Here is a 22851-nt window from a genome sequence, read left to right as displayed (position 1 = left end):
TTCGAGTTGGAAAAAAGAAAAAATAGAAAGAATAAAATAATTCATATCGCTAAATTTTTGGCGCTGTAGTATAGTATTAAAAGTAATCATTCTAATGGAACGTTAAAGGAGCGACATCCCGATGTAGGAAAATCCCATACAGAAGAACCTAAACAAATAAAGAATTGAGAGGGATTTTTATGTCTATTAAAGAAGAAGTACAAAAAAGAAAAACATTTGCTATTATTTCCCATCCGGATGCTGGGAAAACAACGTTAACCGAACGGCTGCTTTTAGTGGGAAATCTTATTCGGTCAGCAGGCACAGTAAAAGGAAAAAAATCTGGTAAATTTGCTACATCTGACTGGATGGAAATCGAAAAACAACGAGGCATATCTGTAACATCAAGTGTGATGAATTTTCAATATGGAGATTTACAAGTCAATATACTGGATACACCTGGGCACGAAGACTTCAGTGAGGATACTTATCGTACACTGACTGCGGTTGACAGCGTAGTTATGATTATTGACTCTACAAAAGGGATAGAACCCCAAACGATCAAATTGTTTAAAGTTTGCCGCATGCGTGGTATTCCTATCTTCACCTTTATAAATAAGTTAGACCGTGAAGGAAAGGAACCTTTTGCTTTATTAGAAGAGATTGAAGAAGTACTCGACATAGAAACCTATCCAATGAATTGGCCCGCTGGAATGGGGAAAAGATTTCTGGGTATCTTTGATCGTCATGAAAAACAGTTTATTAAGTTTAATGGTAATGAAGAAGAAACCTATATTCCAAATCATGAATTAATGAATCCAGAGTACGAGGAATTAATTTCATCCCCCATCTACCAAGCAAGCAGAGAAGAAGTTGCTTTATTAGATGAAGCTGGGGATGAATTCAACCTTGATGCTGTGATGGCCGGAGAACAAACCCCTGTATTTTTTGGGAGTGCACTTGCCCCATTTGGCGTGAATCTGTTTTTTGATACGTTTATATCTATGGCTCCAGCACCTCAACCAAGAAAGTCGACTGAGGGGCTCGTTCAGCCAGATCACCCAGATTTTTCAGGTTTCATCTTTAAGATTCAAGCAAATATGAATCCAGCACACCGTGATCGGATTGCATTTATCCGAGTGTGCTCAGGAAAGTTTGAACGCGGGATGAGTGTCAAACTTTCTAGAACAGGCAAGGTATTTAAGTTATCTCAATCCCAGCAAATTATTGCCTCCACTAGAGAGACTGTTGACGAAGCATACGCTGGTGATATTATCGGAATATATGACCCCAACGCCTATCAAATTGGCGATACTTTAATCGAAGGAAAAGCCAATTTTGATTATGATGAACTTCCGCAGTTCCCAGCAGAACTCTATAAAAAGGTTATGGCTAAGAATGTTCTGAAATCAAAGCAGTTTAGAAAAGGAATTGAACAGCTTGTCCAAGAAGGAGCCATTCAGTTATTCCGTGATAAACATACGGAATCCTATATACTAGGAGCAGTGGGAGAATTACAGTACGAAGTATTTAAATACAGAATGGAAAATGAATATAATGTCGATATTATGTTCGAAACGATTGGGGAAAGAATCCCCCGCTGGTTAAACCCTGAACAAAAAATCAATGAGTCATTATTTGATGAACGAAAATTACTTGTTCGAGATCGTGAAGGTAATTATCTTGTCTTATTCCAAAATGAATTTGCCTTAAATTGGTTTAAACAAAATAATGAAGATGTAGAACTAATTGACTTGTTTGAAACTAACTTCTAACTTACTGTCGTGTCTTGAGTACAAGACACGATTTTTATTTGTTAACCTTTAAAAACTCAAGTTGACAAACCACCCCCTATCCATTACCATTTAAGTAACATTTTGAATTTTTTATTAATGGAGGCGAGGGTTAATAAATGAATAATCAAAGTAAAAAATTACGAGTTATGATGAATTGTGCCATTTTTGCTGCCATTACCGCAATATTAGCTCAGGTGGAGGTTCCTCTTCCTCTAATTCCCATTAGTGGACAGACTTTAGCAGTTGGTATTGCTGCAACCATTTTAGGTTCAAAACAAGGCGCCTTAGCTATGATATGCTATGCTGCAATGGGCGCGGTCGGACTCCCTGTTTTTGCAGGTTTTAGTGGAGGTGCACAAGTACTGGTAGGACCTTCTGGGGGTTATATTTTTGGGTTTATCGTGACTGCTTTTATTACTGGTCTTATTTTAGAAAAAACGAGATTTACCGTTCCAATGGCACTGTTGGCAAATGTCATTGGTATGTTTGTTACGCTCTTCTTCGGTACAATGCAACTCAAATTAGTATTAGATTTAAGTTGGGGCGCAAGCCTCGCAGCTGGGGTATACCCATTCTTAGTTGTCGGCTTCATAAAAGCCTTCCTTGCTAGTTATATTGGAATTACGGTAAGAAGAAGACTAATTCAGGCTAATCTCATTAGTATTCCTAAGAAGGAAATTGCTTAATAAAAATGGAAAACCAGGAAGCACGAGTCTCCCTGGTTTCTATTATTCATTCGTTAATTTTGTAATATCCAATAGTTTAAAGAAGAGGCTTAAGACAATTGCTACAACTGTAGCTAGTCCCATACCAGACAAGGTTACTGCTCCCATTGTTATGGAAGCACCACTAATTCCTATTCCTAAAACTACACACGTTAAAATCAGGTTCTGCGAATTGTTATAATCGACTTGCTGTTCAACAAGCATACGTAAACCACTTACAGCGATAATTCCAAATAGCAACAAAGAAATCCCGCCCATAACAGGTGTTGGAATTGATTGTATAAGTGCTGCAAGCTTTCCACAGAATGATAGTGCAATCGCGATTAATGCAGCTCCACCAATAATCCAAGTTGAGTAAACCCGAGTGATTGCTAATACCCCAATATTCTCACCGTAAGTTGTATTTGGAGTAGAACCAAAAAGACTCGAAATCATTGTTGAAATACCGTTTCCGAATAAAGAACGATCTAATCCTGGGTCTTTCACAAGGTCTTTCTTAACAATATTCCCTGTAACAACCAAATGGCCAATATGTTCTGGAATTAGCACGAGTGCTGCTGGTAAAATAATAAGAATATCAGACCAATTAAATTCTATCGCATAATAAGTTGGCATTTGAATCCATGCAGCTTCTTTTACTGCAGTGTAATCTACTATACCGAATAAAGTTGCGATAACATAACCAGTTATAATTCCAAGTAAAATAGGAATAATCTTTAAGAATCCTCGCATGGTAACCCAATAAATAATAGTTGCTCCAAGTGTAAGCAATGAAACTGTAATAGCTGTAGCATCAATTGGTACATCTGCTGGTCTGCTTAATCCTGCCATGCCAGCAGCAGTTGGAACTAGCTCTAGACCGATTACTGCAACAATTGCTCCCATTGCAGCAGGTGGAAAGATCACATCAATCCAAGTGGTCCCCACAAATTTAACTACTAACCCTACTAACACTAATACTAGACCGACAACAAAGAATCCACCAAGCGCTGCACCATATCCCCCACCGTCTGTTATAACAGCTGTTACTGGTGAAATAAAGGCAAAGCTTGAACCAAGATATGCCGGAATTTTTCCTTTTGTAATAAAAATATAAAGAATCGTTCCAATCCCGTTTAATAACAGAATAGTTGCTGGGTCTACCCCAAATAAAATTGGAACTAATACAGTTGAACCAAACATAGCAAATAAGTGCTGAAAACTTAATGGTAAGCTTTGTAATAATGGTAATCGCTCATCTACTTTAATCTCTCGTTGTGCCATCATGATCTCTCCTCTTAAATTATCGCATTAAAAAAGCACCTTGCCTGGCGTGGTGGCAAGATGCATGCAAAATGATGACATGTTAAGCTAACTTACCTTAACATGCATAGAAAGAAATAAAATTATTCCGCATTACCTTACCAGCCTCACAGGACTGATTTAAAGGTTCTTATATAATTAATCATATTATTACAGAAGTAATGGAAAAAGGCAAGAAAAATTTTGTAAAGTTTATTTACAATCTAAAATAAAAGCTTCACAAATTTTCCTTGCGACTTCATGTGGAGATTGATTGGTATTATTAATCCTAATATAATTTCTCTTTTTTATCTCATCTGGAAAAGATTGAAGACGATATTTATCCATTGAATCTAACAGCTCCCTTTCGGAGAAAGCAATGTCTCGCTTCGAAGGCTTATGTTCTAGGCGGTTTGATGTCTTATTTCTCTCCAATCGCTTCTCCAAATCTGCTTCTAATTCCACTAAGTAAACTTCCCTGCCTTCTGATTCAAAAAACTGGCATATTTCCTCAACAAACTTCCAGTCTTCTTTTTCATTAAATGCCCACACAAATGTAAAAATCACACCATTACTATTACCTTTGGCAACAGATTTAAAAATTTCATACCGAAATAGCGTCGATAATCGCCACATTTCTTCAGAAAATCCAAAAATCGGTGACAGCAGATCAATTGTTTTATGATTGTGTAGTAGCGGGAGACCGGTTAATCTTTCTAATTCTTGTCCTACCGTCATTTTACCAACAGCTTGTGGACCGAAAAGTAAAATAAGCTTCATTTCCCTCAATCCTTTTTAGTATCCATCTTATCACAAAAAGGGAAAGATACTAGAAATCATTATGCACCCACGTGCATCTTCAATGGTTGGACAGCAAGAATATTATTTAATTTGAATAACCTTATACTACGTTTAGAATAGCAATAAGCCAAAAGATATTGCTCCTGTAATTTGATGGCACGTATGGTCCTCTTTGTTATTTGTTTATTGCTTGCAATATAAATGATTTCAATTTTCTTTTGATTTTTAATTGCACGTGATAAATCAGTAATTAGCACGCCAACTCACACTCCATTCAACAAGAACATTTGTTCCCATTTTATCAAATTAAAAATATTTTTCAACCACTATTATTAACTTATTATATTTAAGAAATACTAAGATGGAACAATGAACAAAAAGGAGAAGATGAATTGGCACAAACGACATTCTTTGTAAAAGAAGCCACTTCGGAGCCGTTTATTGGGCAGATAGAAGAATTACTCTCTCAGTATGATGGGATGGAGCGTATATTAATTGACACTGATGACGGGGAGATAAAAATACAATTTGATGATAGTAAGATTACTCCAGAACAAATAGCAACTGCATTAATGGAAGAAAATTATTTCATCCATTAATTGCATTGGAAGATATACCCGAGTATATCTATTCGTTATTAATCAACACTAAAAAATGCTTCTTGTTTAGGAGCCATTAATAATTAGCAAAGGATGATTAGATGGATAACCGTGGAATGATGACTTCACTGCTTACCATTGGTGCAGCAGGAGCAGCGATTTATGGTATTACGAAGGGTGTTCAGAATGGGACATTTCAAAAGTTACCACAACAAGTATCCAATGTAGTCCAAAATGCGATGAACAATCAAACCGTTCAACAAATAGCGCAACCACTACAAAACGTGATGAATATGCAAAACAGCGGGCAATCTAATACTAATCAAAATCAAGATGCACCAACAACTTATCAGTTGCAACAGCACGTTGGAAGCAGTGGCCAAAGCTAAATTTAATCATCTTAAAGAAATAGCCGGATAAATTATCCGGCTATTTCTGATTTAGTGATGGTTTGTGGATGGATCTCGTGTATGGTGATCTCTGGAAAACTGCCAATTCTAATATTTATCCCAGTCTGTCCAATTCCCTCACTAATATAAAAAGACTTCCCTTTATATGATTGAACACCCTTTATGATATTCATTCTTGCTAGTTTCCCCATTTTGACTAAATGGTAAGGTTTTGGCCAATGAATTTGTCCACCATGAAAATGACCAGACAATAGATAGTCATAGTCGCATTCTTCCATAGCAAGAACAATATTCGGGTCATGTGTTAGAACCAATTGATAGCCTTCTGCTACACCCCTATAAGCATTCTTAATATCACTATGCTCCGTACCAAAATCATCAATTCCTATAATATTAATGATTTGGTCATTTACCTTTATTTTCTTATTTTCATTTCTCATGGTTTGAATGCCATAATCCATTAATAAAGTATTTAACTTATCAAAGTTCTTTTGTCGTAAAACATAATCATGATTGCCAAAGACAGCATAAGAACCATAAGCAGGATTTAGTTTTTGAAACACCTCTAAATAAGGAACTAGTTTTGGTATACTTCGTTTTCTATCTAAAAAATCTCCTGTTAAAGCAATAAGATCAATTTGCTCTTTTTTCAATTGCTCATATAGTCTTTCTGGTGTAATCGATATATTTTCAATATGCATGTCAGATATTTGTAAAACTCGTAATGGAGGCTTAATTGAGGCATTTTGTTCATGGACAGTAATTTCATTGATAATTAATTTTTTTGTATTCCGGTATCCTTTATAAAGATGATAGCTTAAAAACGAAACAAAAATTAATATAATAACAGTTAACATTCAATTCCCCTCCTCTACTCCATTATAAAGGCAAATATGTAAATTATTTAGTTGTAATTTATGGATATCACATCTACGAATGGTTCTCAGCTAAGCATGGCAAAATAAAGGAGGCTGGGACATCGTATTCCTAAATGAATTAGAGATCTGGCAAAAGCAATAAAAGGAGGGATCCAGATGGGAGAACAGTCACAATTCCGCGCTGGTCAGAAAGCCCCGAATAATGGAGTTTATATTGAGATTGGGGAAACTGGAAGCAGTGTCAATGACCCGCGCCAAGTGAAACTGAAAGCTGGAGAGAAGTTTCCTAGAACTTACAATCAAAACCGTGTTTGGACAAAATTAGACTAATCATAAAAAGCAGGCCATTCTGAATGAATTGGTCTGCTTTTTTAAGATTTATATTTATTTAATAACACTTTTTTGGACATCATTAAATACATTGGAGGTGACATAACCTTGTTGTTGGATAGTAAATGAATTGGATAAAATGCAATTCGCTTAAATGCTTTATAGCATAGATTTTCTAGGGGATACATTTCAAAGCCAAGCCTCCTGCATCCTTTATGTAACGAGGTTATGCCAATGAGGCCTTTAATTTGATCTGAATATCCACTTCCTTGTATATAATCGACCAGATATGGTAAAGAGTCCTTCACACTCTTGTACGTAAATAAAGCTCTTCTAACCTCATTATCATAATTCTCGATTTTCTTCAGAAGCTTCACATTATGCAAATGTATTTTTATCATTAAATCATTCCTTTGAATGATGGTACCATCCTCTAATATAACTTTCCTTCCTTGATATTTTGTTAAACGAACACGTAAAATAGTTTGCTGTCCTCTATGATCCAGAACGTAATCTAAATGAGTGATTGAAAAATATAGTGGATCTAAATAGTTCCATATTGTGATTAAATGTTTCTTTATCTTAGATAGCATTATTCTAACTCCCTTACTTTTCAAATACCCTTTATATTTTGGTTCATTTTTCTGTAACTATAACTAGTTTCGAATGAAATTAGTTATAGAAAATAACTGTAAGAAAAGGAGTATAATTAATATGGAATTATTTAACTTACTCCAATGTACGTTAAAGATTGTATTTTTTACGGCATTCTAAATGCTTAAATATTTTATCAGAACCAATTGACCGTTATTCAATTAATTGAATCTTTTGATGCAGCAATTCGTATATATAATATACATATCCGCCTAGGGGGCAAAGCATAGGAATATTATTAAAATTCAAAGAATATGGGAAATGAAATGATAAAGAGCATGAATAAAACACAAAAGCAACAGCCGAATGAACCGACTATTTCATCTGATCAAGTGAATCAATCAACAAACAATAAAAAAGGCACATTCAATTTCTGTCCAAACTGTGGCCAAAAAGCGACAGGGGCTAACTTTTGCCCAAATTGCGGACAAAAATTGGTCTAATTACCATGTAATAAGAAAAGCTAAAACATTTGCTTCCTTTAGCAAATGTTTTAGCTTTTCTTTTCTACACGTTTCTATTTCTTGCTCTTTCCATTAAGAAAGAGACAAACTGTTCATCGCGAGTAAGCCATGCTTCATAATGTCGCTTTAGAAATCTTTCTGCTTCTTCAAAGCTGGGGAATTTCTCCACTAACAGTTGATTTTCTTTTTCAATAAACCAATCCATTTCATTTTCAGTATATAATAAGAAAAACTGATCTAAACGATTCTGGTAAAGTGTACCAAAGGAAGAAGCTTTTAGATTATAGCGATTCCGCTTAGCATCTTCTCGTATTGGATCCAAATGGAACGTCTCTGCTACAAACAATTGATATGCCTCATCATTCATCGTGCAACCCGAGGCCTTTTTATGTCCCCCTCCACCAAAATGTGAAGCAACCTCAGATACATCCACCTCGTCATGAATGGTTCGAAACCCCATTCTTCTCCCACCCATATTTAAGATAGCAATATAATCTAAATGAGGGTACTCCTTACCTAACTGGTTTCCCAGTTCGGAATGATAAGATTCTGCAAAAACAACACCTGCATAATAATTGCCAACCTTTTTTTGTACCAATTCTCTTCGCTTTCTGCGAATGTAGCGCTCTATTTTGTCATCTTCCATAACAAGAATTTTTTCCTCAAAAGAATCAAAGGTGAAATGCTCATCATGCTTTAAACGCTCTATCATTTTTTCTTCAAATTCGTCTATCGAAATTAAATAAAACAATGTATTTAAATGCTGTGCCTTTTCATTCTCATTCTTCTCCCATTCCCATGTATCATATTGTCTTATAAGCTCTACAAATTCTTCTAATGCAGTAGACGGTTTCAACCAATCTTTCTCAGTTAGGTATTGATATAGTAAGGAAGTAGCCGAAGTTAAATTGCCCTCTTTATCTTCTACAACAACATGTCCCCATTCATACTCGTTATACCTTAGTGCTGTTTGATGGTGATCTATTAGTTGTACTTTTCCGCCTGCTTGATAGTAATCTTCTAAACGCTTCTCATTCTCTTCATTGACAGATAAATCTGTAATAATTAAAAAAGTATCCCTACCTTCATTATCTAAGAAAAATTCTACCTCACGATTCAAACTTCCTATAGAATTGTACCGAACCTTTACATCATTGCCAAAAGCTAGCTTAGCTAAGATTCCACAACCTACTCCGTCTAAATCATTATGTGACAATAACTTAAACATATTTTTCACCTCAAAAATAGTATGGATGTAACCAGATAAAAAAATCAATATTTTTCTGAGTTAGATGAGTAATTCTTTTCTATGTATGAATGAAATAGGTAGGGAAAAGCTATTTGAAGAGAATCTATATATAGTTAGAGGGAGTAATTGAATTGAAATACATTACTGCTTTCATCATAAAACTAGTAATGACAACTATAGTACTATGGCTTGTCCTTACTTTGATATCGGAAGTTTCTTTAGGAAGCATTATCCTTACCAGTATTATTCTTACGATAGTAGGATTTATTGGGGACGTCTTTATCTTTCCTAGGATTGGCAATGTACTGACATCCATTCTGGACTTTATATTGATATTTGTTGTACTTTGGTTACCAGGCAGAGTTCTATTTAATAGTGGACAAGAGGCTGAAGCTGCAGCACTTATTAGTGCAACCATTCTAACCATAGGAGAAATGTTCTTACACAGAATGATGGAAAGGCAGGTATTGAAGGATAATATAAGCCGGATGCCTTCTTACCAACAAAACAACTTACGAATGGAATCAAGTGATGAAATAGATCCTAAACATAAAGGATAACTATAACGCGTATATTCACACATTTTACTTCTATCTCCATACTTGTACTAACTCTCTTTCTGCTTTCCATATGCTATTACGTAAGGTAGAAGGGAGGGGTATAAATGGGATACTGCAGTGGCGGATAAGGCAACAGCTTTGCGTTAATTGTCGTTCTATTTATTCTGTTAATAATCGTTGGCGCTTCCTTTTATTAATAAACAGAAGCAAGCCTTTCCTTTGGAAGGCTTGTTTTCTTTTTATTTGATGAAGAAAAAGTTCGATAGCTCAAAATATCACCTTAAAATAAATGAATCTTGTTATCTTTTTAAATAATAATACAATAATCTTTACGGTTTAATTTTGGATAAGTGGTTACAATATGTTTGTGGTGATATTTAACTGCTTATGTAGTTGAATTTTACTAATATACATTGTATAGGAGGGTCGATTAATGGCGAAGAACAATAATCGTAACCGCAATAATAACAACAACAACAATAACAACAACAACGAAGTAAACAATGTTGAGTTTGCGAACGAAAATGAGTTCAACGATTTCGATAACAACAACAATAATAACGATAACAACAATCGTAATCGTAACAACCGTAATCGTAACAACAACTAGTTAATCTAGACCCTTAGTAAACTTGGCATTCTTTTACATTTTAGGAGAATGTCTAACCAGTTAAAAAACCTGAATTCAAAGGATAATTCCTTTGAACTCAGGTTTTTCTATAATTAGAATATTGCTCTACAGCGGTAAATTACTTGTCCCTTTGAAGAAAATTTCTCTTCATATTCCGTCATGACATTCTCCGGATCATCAATGGCATGTAAATCTAAATTCACTTCCTGTAACTTCATATCAAAGTTAGAGAAACTGACTAAAGAATACTCAAATAATCCTCTATTGTCGGTTTTAAACTGGAGGATTCCCGATGGAACAAGAATCTCTTTATATTGTTCAAGAAATGATCGGTACGTTAATCTTCGCTTTTCATGACGATTTTTTGGCCATGGGTCAGAAAAGTTTAAGTAGATACCCTCTACTTCATCAGGAGCAAACATTTCTCTTAAGTCTTCTGCGTTTACATTTAAAAGCAGGATGTTGGATTGCTCGGATTTAATTACCTTTTGGGCAGCAGAAACCATAACACTCTTGGCTAACTCTATCCCAATGAAGTTCACCTCGGGATATTGTTTGGCCATTCCAATAATAAACTGGCCTTTTCCTGTACCAACTTCAATATGAATAGGATTTTCATTATTGAATAATTCTTTCCATTTTCCTTTAAATTCTTTGGGATTCGGAATAATGAGCTGTTCATTTTCCTGAATAAATTCATCAGCCCATGGCTTGTTTCTTTGACGCATGAAGGATACCTCTCTTTGTTGTTAAATTAAAGTATAGAAAAAGAAATATAACGAAAAATAGTGTCATGAGGTGATAATTGAGATGACACTAAACACAAATAATTTATTAACGTTACTACATGACATTCTAGATGAACAATCTGTAGGCTGTTGTGGCCAAGTCTCTGAGTATCAGCAAATTAAGCGTCTAGTAAAGAATATGATGGTAAACAACAGCATTACAGATGAACAACTCATCAAGTTACTTCCAGAAATTTATAATTATGGCAGACAAGGTGAGAGTGCTCAGAATATTGAAGAACATATTACGTCTAATCAAACAAATATAGAAAGCTGGATGAATGCAATTAATGTTAATTTAAAATAGTAGAAGCAATCTGATCATTCAAATCCTGTAGCTCTTTCAGTCTTTCCATTGCTTTAATGGGTTCTTTGCGATCAAGATGAAAACATAAATATTGGAGTGAATCATGTAGCAAATACCAATACATTCTTTCTAGTATATCTTCATCCTCCTCCACTCCATATTTATTTAACCAATCATTCCACTGTTCTCTAAATATATAACCTTTTAAGATTAGACCATAATCAGATGCAGGGTCTGCTATTGTCGCATTGTCCCAATCAATTAGATATAAATTCCCGTCTCTTGACATGATTAAATTATTATGATTTAAATCATTATGGCAAACGACTAACTTTTTATTCCTTGTCTTAGGCAATAATATATCTAAATAATGCAGCGATCTATCTACTTCTTCGTATTTACCCACCACTTGCATTATATATAATCTTTGTTTAATAAGATGAAACATCGCATCTGAAGTTAAAGGAGTCACTCCTAAACGCATAAGCATGTCCAATAATTCAGTAGAATGGTGAATTTTATGAAGGAGATCTGCTACTTTCTGGCTCTTCATATCACTCGGCTTTAAATCTCTACCCTCTAACCATTCTTGAGCTGTAATGACATCCCCATTTTCCATCCGTTTTGTCCACACTAACTTCGGGACAATTCCCTCGGCTGAAAGTACAGCTAAAAACGGGGAAGAGTTCCGTTTTAGAAATAGCTTTTTATTGTCTTTTTCTGCTATAAATGCTTCTCCGGTTAATCCGCCGGCTGGGGTGAGCTTCCAGCCATCCCCTAAAGCACGTTCAAGCCATTCCAACATATATTTTCACATCTTTCAAAAATAGCATTCCACCTACATATTTTATAGGGATACTGTTTAAATTACAACTAATTGTTTGCTATTTACTCTGATTTTGTTCCAATTATCGACAATGGTATATTATTTTTCTTTATCTTTGCTGTTCGGCATGTCGTCGTTTCCCCATCAATTTGAACATACATATCCAAATGAGAACCGATCGTTAACTGACTTGCCTCTAGTATTTCCACTTCTTTAAATTTTACGTGTGTTCCTTTAAAAACAGTGAGAAATAGTGCGAGTACTTTCCATTTTGATATATTATGTATAATTAAAATAGGTATCTTTTCAGGCTGGTTGATAGCTTTGGGGATAATCTTCATTCCCCCTCCATAGTATGGGTGATTTGCTATTGTAACCATCCAGCATTTCTTTATTGAATATTTTTCTCTGTCAATTTCCAGCTCAATATCCATTGGTTTGAAATCAATTAATACTTGTATTAGGGCAACTATATAGGTAAGCTTTCCTAATCTTATGGAATTGAGGGCTTTCTTATATAAGGAGTGGTTTGCTTTATGAACGATTTGTGCATCAAAGCCAAATCCAATCGAATTTACATATTTATTTGGTTGATTATGATTTAATTGATAATCACCAATCCAGAAAGACTCTCTGTCTTCTGTTCGTAAAAATCGTTCAAAAAGTGTTTTCGGATGGTCATAAGCACCTATTCCTCTAGCAAAATCATTTCCAGAACCTCCTGGAATAAAGCCTACCGGTATCTGTACGGAACCTAACCCATTCACTACTTCATGAATAGTCCCATCACCACCAATTACAATAATACTTTTCCCGTTAGGCTCTATAGAAAATCGACGAGCAATTTCTAATGCGTGACCGGGATAGGATGTATAATAGTATATACAATCCAACGATTGATATAGTTTGGACTTCTTAAGTCTCGAAAAAATGCGGGACGCTCGACCATTACCTGCCTTAGGATTAATGATAAATATGTACATATTTACTCTTACTCCTCCATATCACCAATCCTCGTATAAGAGGTGTCATTCTCCCATTCTGATCGTTTAACAGAATTTGATTGGCAATGCTTTAATAACACATCAGCCGTTTTTAGCTGTCTATTTTTTAACGGAGAAGAAAGGCTTCTTTGTTTATTGAACCAATCAAGATAATCATGTTTCCCAATAATTTCAGTATGATATGGTTCCGTATGGTAAATAATTTGGTTTGTTCTAGATAATACTTTCTTTTTAATCGGGAAATCAATCTCAAATTTATGTAATATACTCTTTACAACGGATTCTGTTCGTTTTAATGCTATTACAGGGCTCAGCATTCTCGTCTGCTTATCGGGGGTCTCTACTGTCCACGTGCGTTCATTACCAGCCATAATAATTGCATCCTTCCCTTTTTCAACAAAATAGAGGATTTCAATTCCTAATGGCGAAATCATAATAATTTCAGCATCCATCGGTGCGTGTTTTATGTTAAAACTAGGATAATACAGCAGCAAAAATGTATCTGGGAAACGCTGTAAAAGATACTGAAGTAATGGATCCTCATAGTATGCTTGATCAACGAGGGAAATGTTGGTTACTGTTGAAGTAGCCCACTTCAACTGAAAACGAAAGATTTTATCCAGAAAATATTGCTTTAGCTCCATTTCTGTATCAGGAAGTTCTACCACGTTCTCCTCTTCATAATGTTCAGTCTCTATTTTAGTAGATTCGTTGCGTATAAAGGATTTCCATTTTGAGAGAAAAGTTTTTTCATTATTTTCCAGCTGGTTATTATTTGTTTGCTGAACCAACTTATCTGATTGACTTTCTACCCATTTTTGATACAACTTATCCCAATTATCTTTTTTAACACGTATATATTGAGTCGGATATCTGTATGTGTCCCATTCATATCGTGATATGTAATCCTGAAGTTTTATGAGTTGTGCGATTTTTACCACCCCCGATACGGTCCTTGCTAAACTATCTCAATTGAATAGTCTGTACAGGTTCATATTTCTGTTCCTTACCTGGATGAATTTGATACAAATTTACTTGTTGAACCCTTAACAAGTTTGTTTCTTTATATTTCTCCTTGGCTTCTTCTAACCAGTTTATATCATTTTTACCCTTCTCTCCTATCCACTTCTTAGCAAGCGTGATATGAGGAGAATAAGGCCTGTTTTCTTTCGGAAACCCGACTTTAGTTGCGTATTCTTCTACCTTTTCTGCTAATTGCATAAGGTTCTTATTTTTTTCTACTCCAGCCCAGATTACTCGTGGGGACTTAGGATTGCCAAATGTACCTATTTCCCCTACTACAATAGAGAACGCCTTTAGTAAAGATAATTTTTCTAACTCCATTCTTAAAGCTTTTAGTTTATTATCGTCTACTTCACCTAAAAACTTTAATGTAATATGAAAGTCTTTCTTATTGTACCATTGCTTATAAGGTAATTTTCCAACTAATTCATCTTGCCAGTTTGAAAAGTAATCCTGCAGTTTTGACGATAGAGGGATAGCGATAAAGTAATGAGGGAAAGATCCCATAGCATTACCTCCTATTTAAGAGATTGACAGTACTTTAATTCAGCTTCTTTTAATTCACGATATTCACCTAAACGAAGAGAACTATCTAATTCTAACTTCCCCATACTTAATCGTTTTAAATATATAACTTTCTTATCCACCGCTTCAAACATTCGTTTTACTTGATGAAATTTCCCTTCTGTTATAGTTACTTGAATCTCAGAGATATCTCCACTGGATAGAACCTTAAGTTCTGCTGGTTTTGATTGATAACCATCTTCTAAGATCACACCATTCTTAAATGTCTCTATATCTTCTTCCGTCACTTTTCCCTTAATTCTTGCATAATATGTTTTTCCTACATTTTTATTAGGAGAGGTTAATTGGTGGGCCAGTTCTCCATCATTCGTTAACAAAAGCAGCCCTTCTGTATCTTTATCTAACCTTCCTACGGGGAAGGGCTTAAAATGTTGAAAGTCTGCTGACAGAAGTTCAACAACTGTTTTTTCTCTTTCATCAGAGGTGGCAGAGATAACTCCCGGCGGCTTATGCAACATTAAATAAATATACTTCTTATATATTACCTCTTCCCCGTTTACCATCACTTTATCCTGCTCTGGATCAACATGAATGCTGCTATTTTTTACAACGGTACCATTTACAGTCACTTGTTTTTTCTTAATAAGGGCTTTTACATCCTTTCTGCTACCATAGTCCATGTTGGCTAATAGCTTATCTAAACGCAAAGTAATCTCCCCTATCTACCAAACTTTCGTTTTAATTTATCGACTAAAGGTATTCGTCCACCAAACACTCTCTCTAGTAAAGTGGAGGCATATGCAAAATATAAATATACTCCCCCACCAATTCCAACACCAAGAATTAGCATCACAACGGCTCCCCACCGTTTTTCCTCATAGGGAATAAATAAACCAAAAATGAGTTTAACAAGCACAATTGCGATACACATAAACAGTACAAAAATCCCAATAAGAATACTTCGCTTTATAATTTGTTTCATCGGAAATTTCACAGAGACTTTAATACGATACAGATTTAATCCGACTGCAATTCCTACAGCAAGACCAGTACCTATAATAGACCCTAGAGCCCCAAACATAATAATGAGTTGACTGTTTAATAATATTTTCACCAAAAGACCAGCCATTAAACTGAAAACTGTATAGTTCTGCTTATTAATCCCCTGTAGAATAGAGGCTGTAACAGTGAATAGAGCGAATAATATACCAACAGGTGCATACCAAGCAAGCAACACTCCTGTCATTTCAATATTCTCCATTCCATATAAAGCACCATATGCCTCGTGAGATAACATAGTAAGTCCTATAGAGGCAGGAATCACTAACACCAGAACAATTTGTAAAGATTGATTAATTTGTTGATGTAATAGTGGCGTATTTTTTTGAGAAAAAGTCTTCGTCAACGCAGGTAAGATAGCCAAAGATAATCCAGTAGCTATCGTCCCTGGTATAATGACCAGCTTGTGAGCATATGTGTTAATCGCTCCCAGTGCTACTTCCCAACCACTATGTCCCCCAGCGTTCATCGCACGGGCAAATGTAAATTGGTCAACTAATTGATATAGAGAAGTTGCAAGACCTACAATAATAAATGGTCCAGAGTAACCGAGAAGTTCCTTGAACAAACGCTTTGTAGGGATATGATTGGATGTTCTTTGCTTCTGCAGCTGTGCGTCTAAATAGGGCTTTCTTTTTGTCCAATAGAGAAGTAATACCACCCATGAACCTAAAGCCCCGACGAAAGCTCCAAATGTAGCAAAACCTACTGCCGTAGCCATAGAACCATTAAAAATAACAATAACCATAAACACAGAAACAAGCACGAAGACAATTCGTACAATCTGTTCTACAACCTGTGATATAGCAGTTGGTCCCATGGATTCATATCCTTGGAAGAATCCTCTGACAATACTCATTGCAGGAATAATGATCAATGCGAAGCTGACCGTTCGAATGACAAGTACAGCATCACTCATAGCTATCTCTTGTCCCCCACTGCTAATAGACAACCTTGCTATCGGTTCTGCAGCAATAAATAAAACAAGGAAAGAAATAAACCCAGTTACTAACATTAAAGCAGAGGCGGATTTAAATATACGCCTCCCTGTTTCGTAATCTCCTAATGAGTTGTATTTCGACACTGTTTTTGATATGGCTAGTGGGATTCCAATTGTGGAAATACTTAACATGATATTATAAGGCACATAAGCAAATCCATATAATGTGCCACCTTCAGCTCCAACCAGAGCATTAAATGGTATTAAATAAATCATCCCTAAAAATTTGGATAAAAACGTAGCCGTCGTGATTAACATAGAGCTTCTAACGATATTAGACATTATTTCACCTAGATTTCTATAATTTACATTGAAAAAGTAAAAAATTTAGCGCAGCATTAACCTATTTTTGGAAAAACTAATCCTTCACAGGAAAAAGCGAATGCAGTTTTTAAATCAATACATGTTATTTTACCATACTACTTTGTCTGACAGATAATCTTATTGCATACAAATTTATAATTTGCTTCTCCTTTTCATTGAGCAAGGTAATAATCAATGTTACTATACTACCAGAAAGGAATGAAACAATTTGACTTATGACGTAATCGTGATCGGTGGTGGTCCTTCTGGGTTAATGGCTGCCATCGCTGCTAGTGAACATAGTGCGAGGACCTTGCTACTTGAAAAAGGTAAAAAACTTGGAAATAAACTCGCGATTTCTGGTGGAGGAAGATGTAATGTAACGAACCGTTTACCAGAAGACGAAGTAATTAAACATATTCCGGGAAATGGGAGATTTCTCTATAGCGCTTTTTCAGTGTTTAACAACTATGATATTATCGAGTTTTTTGAAGATATGGGTGTCATGTTAAAGGAAGAAGATCATGGAAGGATGTTTCCGGTATCTAATTCTGCAAAATCAGTGGTAAATGCACTAATAAATAAAATGGAGGAACAAAAAGTTGAAGTCAGGCAGAATACCCCAGTAAAGGCGATTCATTATGGAGAAAATGAGCATACCGTTATCTTAATGAATGGAGAAAAAGTGACGACCAAAGCAATCGTCATTGCTGTAGGTGGAAAGGCCGTTCCCCATACAGGATCTACAGGTGATGGATACGCCTGGGCAAAGAAAGCTGGACATACCATCACAGAGATTTATCCTACGGAAGTAGCGTTAACCTCCAATGAGCCATTTATAAAAGATAAAAGTTTGCAAGGGCTATCTTTGAGAAACGTGGCAGTTTCTGTTTTAAACCATAAAAACAAACCGATTATTACCCATCAGATGGACATGATTTTTACCCACTTTGGAATATCTGGTCCAGCTGTTCTACGCTGTTCACAGTTCGTTGTAAAAGAGCTCATGAAAGGCGAAACCCGAGTGCCAATAGTTATCGACGCATTGCCAGAAAAAACAGAAGAGCAATTATTAAATGAGATATTTAAATTAGTAGAAGAAAATCCAAAAAAAGCATTCAAAAATATAGTAAAAGGTATGGTGCCAGAGAGATTATTGGCCTTTATCTTAGAGCAGAATAAAATCGAGGACGACGAAAAGTGTGCAAATGTATCAAAGGATAAAATTCGGCATATTGTTCATACCTTAAAGCAATTTACATTTCATGTTCATGGTTCACTTCCAATTGAAAAAGCATTTGTGACTGGAGGAGGAGTTTCCATCAAAGAAATCGTACCTAACACCATGCAGTCGAAAATGATGCACGGGTTATATTTTTGTGGTGAAATTTTAGATATCCATGGCTACACAGGGGGATACAATATCACCTCTGCCCTAGTAACCGGAAGACTTGCGGGAATGAATGCCGCGTACGAATCATTAGGTTAATTGGCAGATGATTCCTATCATGATAGACCCCAAAGAGAGCCATCCTATAAATGTCTGGCAATAATAATTGAAAGGGTGGTTAGGTATGCAGAAGAGGAACCAAATGTGGTTACCACTTATTGCTTCCGTTGGGGTTGGTGCAGCAACGTACTACACAATGACAAGAAACAATCAAAGCCTTAGTCAAACCGTACAGAAAATCATGCCATTTATGACTGGCATGGGCGGGAGTAACCATGGAGTACACTAGTTCACACTCATATACCTTTTCGTAAATGAACCAGACTTTAGAAGCGCGTCTTATAGGACGCGCTTTTATTTTATATACCTTAGTTGCCATTTGCAGAAAAGAAAGTCAATACTCTCTTTTCTGCATATAAGGGAATTTCTATTCTGTTAATGTCATTACATAAATTTTGTAGTAGAATGGAAGGCATACATCAATAAGAAAAGGATGACTTTTAATGAAAAGTTTTGGTCTATTAGCGAGGATTATAACTGCCATTATTCTTGGTATTGTAATTGGTTCCTTTGCTAATGAATTTTTTATAAGACTATTTGCTACCTTTAATGGTATTTTTGGTAATTTCCTGAGCTTTATCATTCCATTTATTATTATCGGGTTTATTGCTCCTGGGATCGGTACTATGGGACGAGGAGCCGGAAAGCTTTTAGGATTAAGTACTGTACTAGCATATATATCTACCATTATTGCTGGTATTTTTGCATTTTTCGTGGCAAAAATGCTCTATCCTGCCATTTTAAATAATCAATCTATCCAACAGTTATCTGATCCAACGAATAGCTTATTGTCTGGTTTTTTCGATTTACCGATGACTCCGCCGTTTGAGGTCTTTACTGCTTTACTTATTTCCTTTGTAATCGGAATAGGGATGGCAGCGATTAAGGGAGATTTTTTACTTAATGTAATGATTGATTTCCGCGATATTGTTCAACTTGTCATAGGAAAACTAATCATTCCATTGTTACCAATCCATATTTTTGGTATCTTTGCCAATATGACTTATGCAGGCCAAGTAGCAACGATTCTTAGTGTATTTGCAAAAGTATTTATTATGATAATTCTTTTACATTTACTATACTTACTATTCCAGTATTCCGTGGCAGGTGCGGCTAGTAAACAGAATCCATTTGTTATGTTAAAGGAAATGTCTCCAGCCTACTTCACAGCATTAGGAACTCAATCATCTGCTGCAACCATACCGGTATCATTAAAACATGCCAAATCTTTAAATGTAAAAAATAATGTAGCAGACTTTACGATACCATTGTTTGCAAATATCCATTTGTCTGGGAGTACAATCACTTTAGTTAGCTGCTCATTAGCTGTGCTTTTCCTTCAAGGACATCCCAGTACTTTCAGTAGCTATATGCCATTTTTATTAATGCTTGGAGTAACTATGATAGCCGCACCTGGTGTACCAGGTGGAGCAGTAATGGCAGCAATCGGATTATTAGAAAGCATGCTTGGTTTTGACCAAATGATGGTATCCCTAATGATTGCACTTTATCTTGCCCAAGATAGCTTTGGTACAGCCACCAACGTAACAGGTGATGGTGCAATAACTTCCATCATTGATTCTATTAATAAGAGAATGAAAGTATCTAATGATACTCCATAAATAGTAAAAAAGACAAAGCCGTTATTTATATTTTCGGCTTTGTCTTTTTTATAAGTAGTAAAAATAAATTGCAAAAAGTAAATTACTAAGCAAGTATGCGGTAACTAACCCCGCCAATAATTTCTTCATACTCAGATAAAAGCGTAGCAAATATCTGATCCCATGATTGTGTTAACGCATATTCTCTGCCCATTTTACCCATCCATTTCATTTTCTCTTCTGCTAATAGTAAGTGTTGTATGGCATAGGTAAATGACTCAATATTCTTTTCCTCAGCTAATTTACCTGTTTTATCTTCTTGTATAATACCACTAACTCCACCTGCATTTGCCCCTACTACTGGTGTACCAGATGCTAATGACTCCAATACAACATTTCCGAATGTTTCTGTAGCAGACGGAAATACAAACAAATCTGAAGAAGCATAGGCTTCTGCAAGATTCTGTCCTGATAGAAACCCAGCAAATGTCATATTGGACGGAGCCTCTTGCTCTAATAACCCTTTTGCAGGACCATCCCCTACGATTAACCAATGGACGTTCTCTCTCAACTCAGTAGGAAGTTTAGCATTTATCTCAGGTAAAAGCATAATGTCTTTCTCTGGAGAGATTCTTCCAACATATAAACATACATATTTACTTTTTATATTATACTTTTTTCTAAATTCCAGTTTATTATAATTTGGATGAAATAGTTCACAATCTACTCCCCTTGCCCAAACAGATAGATTGGTAAATCCATGATTTTTGATATGATTCATTGTATCAGTGGAAGGTACAAAAATACGCTGAAACGGGCGATAAAACCATAATAAATATTTCCATAGCATACTGGTTAAAAATTTCAAATTATAATATTCAAGGTATTTATCAAAGTCAGTATGATAGGAACCTACTAAGGGAATATCTAGTTTCTTAGCATAATGGGAGCCACATAACCCTATATTAAACGGGGTAGCGACATGAATGATATCTGGCTGAAATTGTATTAGCTCTTCTTTAACCTGCGCTATGTTTGGTATTGCCCAGCGACACTCCTTATACAAATAAAAAGGAAGACTGGAAAAGCGATGAATATCACTCGAAAATAAATCTGTGCCACTTACTTTAGGTGCAAATACACGAAATTCATGGTTATTATCTGCTAAATACTCTGTAAATCTCTTTAATGTCTTTGCAACTCCATTAACCTCAGGTGCATACGTATCTGTGAAGATAGCTACTTTCATGTTTGCCATTCCCCTCCACTCATAGAGTTTGTTTCTTTATTGAGAAGCCCTGAAGCAATTAATAAGAAAACAGACCCTTGAAAAGTACTAATTACTCTTAAATTAGAAGAAACAAGTTCGACGTAAACGTAAAGGATAAAACTCCGGTAAAGCTGCCTAATATACATCCGGCAAGAACATCTGATGGATAATGAAGCCCTAGATATATCCTTGAAAGTCCAACTGCAAAACCAATTGGAAGTAAAATCAGTGTGAGAAATGGATAAAAAATAATAAATGGCATAATAATTGAGAAAATAGCTGTCGTATGTCCTGATGGAAAAGAATGGTCGGATAACAGCCGATCTGTCACATGAATTTGATGAAGGACTAAATAAGGTCTCCTGCGTGGAAATAATTTTTTCACAATGGCAACCGGTAAGTGGCTAATGGTTAAAGATATTGCACTCGTTACCGCAACTAATTGCAAGGTGCCGTTGGAAAAAATCATCATCAATAGCACCGCAGAGATACTAAATACTGCTCCACCAAGGTTAGTAATCCAGTGAAAAAACAAATTTAAGTGTTTTCTTTCAAAGAATTGATTAATAAAACGAAATAACTGACTGTCAACATCATAAAACAAAGTAAATAATTTCACTAAATCACTCACCCCTTATTTACTTTCATTATATAAAGGAAATATTTAAAAAATAATAATTTAGTGTAAATTTATTGTAATTATAGTTTATAAAAGGAAAGACTGTTAGTAGTTTGATCTTTTCTAGAGTACTATCAAAGGAATTCACCAAAATATTATGTTATTTTGCACCTTTAAATTATATTTGCACATAAAAAAGACAGGATACAAAAAAATGTATCCTGTCTTCTCGTTGCCTGGCGGTGTCCTACTCTCGCAGGGAAAACCCAACTACCATCGGCGCTGGAGAGCTTAACTTCTGTGTTCGGTATGGGAACAGGTGTGGCCTCTCCGCCATCACTACCAGACAAAGTATTCAATTAGGATTTGTACCCTAAAAACTAAATAAGAGTAAACAACGAATTAAAGAAGTTAGTTAAGTCCTCGATCGATTAGTATCCGTCAACTCCACGTGTCACCACGCTTCCATCTCGAACCTATCAACCTCATCGTCTCTGAGGGATCTTACTCACTCGAAGTGATGGGAAGTCTCATCTTGAGGGGGGCTTCATGCTTAGATGCTTTCAGCACTTATCCTTTCCACACGTAGCTACCCAGCTATGCTCCTGGCGGAACAACTGGTACACCAGCGGTGTGTCCATCCCGGTCCTCTCGTACTA

Annotated in this window: 27 protein-coding genes, 2 rRNA genes and 1 pseudogene; 13 read left to right on the top strand and 17 right to left on the bottom strand. The window is 35.7% G+C overall.

The window, feature by feature from the left end; all coding sequences use genetic code 11:
- The first annotated feature begins 179 nt into the window (after positions 1–179).
- The gene (locus tag D8M04_RS00140) at positions 180–1754 is read left to right on the top strand and encodes a peptide chain release factor 3 (protein WP_121520205.1); all 1575 of its coding nucleotides are present in this window, start codon (positions 180–182) and stop codon (positions 1752–1754) included.
- A gap of 137 nt (positions 1755–1891) precedes the next feature.
- Positions 1892–2461: a biotin transporter BioY gene (locus D8M04_RS00135; RefSeq protein ID WP_121520203.1), complete on the top strand. Its 570-nt coding sequence runs from the start codon at positions 1892–1894 to the stop codon at positions 2459–2461.
- Positions 2462–2503: 42 nt separating this feature from the next.
- Here D8M04_RS00135 and uraA read toward each other — a convergent pair whose 3' ends face one another.
- The 3 genes from uraA to D8M04_RS00120 form a co-directional block, all read right to left on the bottom strand.
- Positions 2504–3763: a uracil permease gene (uraA, locus tag D8M04_RS00130; RefSeq protein ID WP_121520201.1), complete on the bottom strand. Its 1260-nt coding sequence runs from the start codon at positions 3761–3763 to the stop codon at positions 2504–2506.
- A gap of 231 nt (positions 3764–3994) precedes the next feature.
- Complete coding sequence (locus tag D8M04_RS00125) at positions 3995–4561, bottom strand: AAA family ATPase (RefSeq protein WP_121520199.1); 567 nt, start codon at positions 4559–4561, stop codon at positions 3995–3997.
- Positions 4562–4620: 59 nt separating this feature from the next.
- Entirely contained in the window at positions 4621–4839 is a 219-nt protein-coding gene (locus tag D8M04_RS00120; protein ID WP_121520197.1) for a WYL domain-containing protein, read from the bottom strand.
- A gap of 135 nt (positions 4840–4974) precedes the next feature.
- On the opposite strand from D8M04_RS00120, the gene D8M04_RS00115 reads away from it, so the two are divergent.
- Together D8M04_RS00115 and D8M04_RS00110 are read left to right on the top strand one after the other, a co-directional pair.
- Entirely contained in the window at positions 4975–5181 is a 207-nt protein-coding gene (locus tag D8M04_RS00115; RefSeq protein ID WP_121520195.1) for a heavy-metal-associated domain-containing protein, read from the top strand.
- 101 nt (positions 5182–5282) lie between these two features.
- Entirely contained in the window at positions 5283–5570 is a 288-nt protein-coding gene (locus D8M04_RS00110; protein WP_121520193.1) for a hypothetical protein, read from the top strand.
- 32 nt (positions 5571–5602) lie between these two features.
- On the opposite strand, the gene D8M04_RS00105 is transcribed toward D8M04_RS00110, so the two are convergent.
- On the bottom strand, positions 5603–6448 hold the full coding sequence (locus D8M04_RS00105; protein WP_121520191.1) for a metallophosphoesterase: 846 nt from the start codon (positions 6446–6448) through the stop codon (positions 5603–5605).
- A gap of 177 nt (positions 6449–6625) precedes the next feature.
- On the opposite strand from D8M04_RS00105, the gene D8M04_RS00100 reads away from it, so the two are divergent.
- On the top strand, positions 6626–6799 hold the full coding sequence (locus tag D8M04_RS00100; RefSeq protein WP_121520189.1) for a YjzC family protein: 174 nt from the start codon (positions 6626–6628) through the stop codon (positions 6797–6799).
- A 41-nt stretch (positions 6800–6840) separates the two neighbouring features.
- Here the strand turns inward: D8M04_RS00100 and D8M04_RS00095 are convergent, their stop codons facing one another.
- Positions 6841–7392 carry a YkoP family protein gene (locus D8M04_RS00095; RefSeq protein ID WP_246001077.1) on the bottom strand — a complete coding sequence of 184 codons (552 nt, stop codon included), beginning with the start codon at positions 7390–7392 and terminating at the stop codon, positions 6841–6843.
- Positions 7393–7707: 315 nt separating this feature from the next.
- Between D8M04_RS00095 and D8M04_RS00090 the strand changes: the two genes are divergently transcribed.
- Complete coding sequence (locus D8M04_RS00090; protein ID WP_121520186.1) at positions 7708–7896, top strand: zinc ribbon domain-containing protein; 189 nt, start codon at positions 7708–7710, stop codon at positions 7894–7896.
- A 64-nt stretch (positions 7897–7960) separates the two neighbouring features.
- Here D8M04_RS00090 and D8M04_RS00085 read toward each other — a convergent pair whose 3' ends face one another.
- Positions 7961–9145, bottom strand: a complete 1185-nt coding sequence (locus tag D8M04_RS00085; RefSeq protein ID WP_121520184.1) for a DHH family phosphoesterase — start codon at positions 9143–9145, stop codon at positions 7961–7963.
- Between the two features lie 152 nt (positions 9146–9297).
- On the opposite strand from D8M04_RS00085, the gene D8M04_RS00080 reads away from it, so the two are divergent.
- The 3 genes and pseudogenes from D8M04_RS00080 (at position 9298) to D8M04_RS20095 (ending at position 10336) form a co-directional block, all read left to right on the top strand.
- Positions 9298–9726 (top strand): DUF2512 family protein, encoded by a 429-nt coding sequence (locus tag D8M04_RS00080; RefSeq protein ID WP_121520181.1) that lies wholly within the window; start codon positions 9298–9300, stop codon positions 9724–9726.
- Between the two features lie 131 nt (positions 9727–9857).
- A pseudogene (locus D8M04_RS20300) lies at positions 9858–9923 on the top strand (YjcZ family sporulation protein); the annotation flags it as partial.
- A gap of 236 nt (positions 9924–10159) precedes the next feature.
- Positions 10160–10336: a hypothetical protein gene (locus D8M04_RS20095; protein WP_187695386.1), complete on the top strand. Its 177-nt coding sequence runs from the start codon at positions 10160–10162 to the stop codon at positions 10334–10336.
- Between the two features lie 113 nt (positions 10337–10449).
- Here the strand turns inward: D8M04_RS20095 and trmB are convergent, their stop codons facing one another.
- The gene (trmB, locus tag D8M04_RS00070) at positions 10450–11085 is read right to left on the bottom strand and encodes a tRNA (guanosine(46)-N7)-methyltransferase TrmB (RefSeq protein WP_121520179.1); all 636 of its coding nucleotides are present in this window, start codon (positions 11083–11085) and stop codon (positions 10450–10452) included.
- An 82-nt stretch (positions 11086–11167) separates the two neighbouring features.
- On the opposite strand from trmB, the gene D8M04_RS00065 reads away from it, so the two are divergent.
- The gene (locus tag D8M04_RS00065; protein ID WP_121520177.1) at positions 11168–11452 is read left to right on the top strand and encodes a YtzH-like family protein; all 285 of its coding nucleotides are present in this window, start codon (positions 11168–11170) and stop codon (positions 11450–11452) included.
- On the opposite strand, the gene D8M04_RS00060 is transcribed toward D8M04_RS00065, so the two are convergent.
- From D8M04_RS00060 to D8M04_RS00035, 6 genes are all read right to left on the bottom strand, one after another.
- Positions 11439–12257: a phosphotransferase family protein gene (locus D8M04_RS00060; protein ID WP_121520175.1), complete on the bottom strand. Its 819-nt coding sequence runs from the start codon at positions 12255–12257 to the stop codon at positions 11439–11441. The genes D8M04_RS00065 and D8M04_RS00060 overlap by 14 nt on opposite strands.
- An 83-nt stretch (positions 12258–12340) precedes the next feature.
- Complete coding sequence (locus D8M04_RS00055) at positions 12341–13261, bottom strand: diacylglycerol/lipid kinase family protein (protein WP_121520173.1); 921 nt, start codon at positions 13259–13261, stop codon at positions 12341–12343.
- A gap of 8 nt (positions 13262–13269) precedes the next feature.
- Positions 13270–14109 (bottom strand): NERD domain-containing protein, encoded by an 840-nt coding sequence (locus D8M04_RS00050; protein ID WP_246001076.1) that lies wholly within the window; start codon positions 14107–14109, stop codon positions 13270–13272.
- 136 nt (positions 14110–14245) lie between these two features.
- Entirely contained in the window at positions 14246–14812 is a 567-nt protein-coding gene (gene thpR, locus D8M04_RS00045) for an RNA 2',3'-cyclic phosphodiesterase (RefSeq protein ID WP_121520171.1), read from the bottom strand.
- Between the two features lie 11 nt (positions 14813–14823).
- Positions 14824–15537, bottom strand: a complete 714-nt coding sequence (locus tag D8M04_RS00040) for a pseudouridine synthase (RefSeq protein ID WP_121520169.1) — start codon at positions 15535–15537, stop codon at positions 14824–14826.
- A gap of 11 nt (positions 15538–15548) precedes the next feature.
- The gene (locus D8M04_RS00035) at positions 15549–17171 is read right to left on the bottom strand and encodes a putative polysaccharide biosynthesis protein (protein WP_121520167.1); all 1623 of its coding nucleotides are present in this window, start codon (positions 17169–17171) and stop codon (positions 15549–15551) included.
- A 250-nt stretch (positions 17172–17421) separates the two neighbouring features.
- On the opposite strand from D8M04_RS00035, the gene D8M04_RS00030 reads away from it, so the two are divergent.
- From D8M04_RS00030 to D8M04_RS00025, 3 genes are all read left to right on the top strand, one after another.
- Entirely contained in the window at positions 17422–18681 is a 1260-nt protein-coding gene (locus D8M04_RS00030) for a BaiN/RdsA family NAD(P)/FAD-dependent oxidoreductase (protein ID WP_121520165.1), read from the top strand.
- Between the two features lie 85 nt (positions 18682–18766).
- Positions 18767–18931: a hypothetical protein gene (locus tag D8M04_RS20090; protein ID WP_187695385.1), complete on the top strand. Its 165-nt coding sequence runs from the start codon at positions 18767–18769 to the stop codon at positions 18929–18931.
- 214 nt (positions 18932–19145) lie between these two features.
- On the top strand, positions 19146–20324 hold the full coding sequence (locus tag D8M04_RS00025; protein WP_121520163.1) for a dicarboxylate/amino acid:cation symporter: 1179 nt from the start codon (positions 19146–19148) through the stop codon (positions 20322–20324).
- Positions 20325–20409: 85 nt separating this feature from the next.
- On the opposite strand, the gene D8M04_RS00020 is transcribed toward D8M04_RS00025, so the two are convergent.
- From D8M04_RS00020 to D8M04_RS00005, 4 genes are all read right to left on the bottom strand, one after another.
- Positions 20410–21552 (bottom strand): glycosyltransferase family 4 protein, encoded by a 1143-nt coding sequence (locus D8M04_RS00020; protein ID WP_121520161.1) that lies wholly within the window; start codon positions 21550–21552, stop codon positions 20410–20412.
- 97 nt (positions 21553–21649) lie between these two features.
- Positions 21650–22192, bottom strand: a complete 543-nt coding sequence (locus D8M04_RS00015; protein WP_121520159.1) for a phosphatase PAP2 family protein — start codon at positions 22190–22192, stop codon at positions 21650–21652.
- A gap of 234 nt (positions 22193–22426) precedes the next feature.
- Positions 22427–22539: ribosomal RNA gene (gene rrf / locus D8M04_RS00010) — 5S ribosomal RNA — on the bottom strand.
- A 64-nt stretch (positions 22540–22603) separates the two neighbouring features.
- Positions 22604–22851 (bottom strand): 23S ribosomal RNA (locus tag D8M04_RS00005); the annotation flags it as partial.

It is taken from the genome of Oceanobacillus piezotolerans (assembly GCF_003665065.1).
In the GTDB taxonomy this organism is placed as follows: Bacteria; Bacillota; Bacilli; order Bacillales; family Amphibacillaceae; genus Oceanobacillus; species Oceanobacillus piezotolerans.
This window is presented reverse-complemented; position numbering and strand designations above follow the sequence as displayed.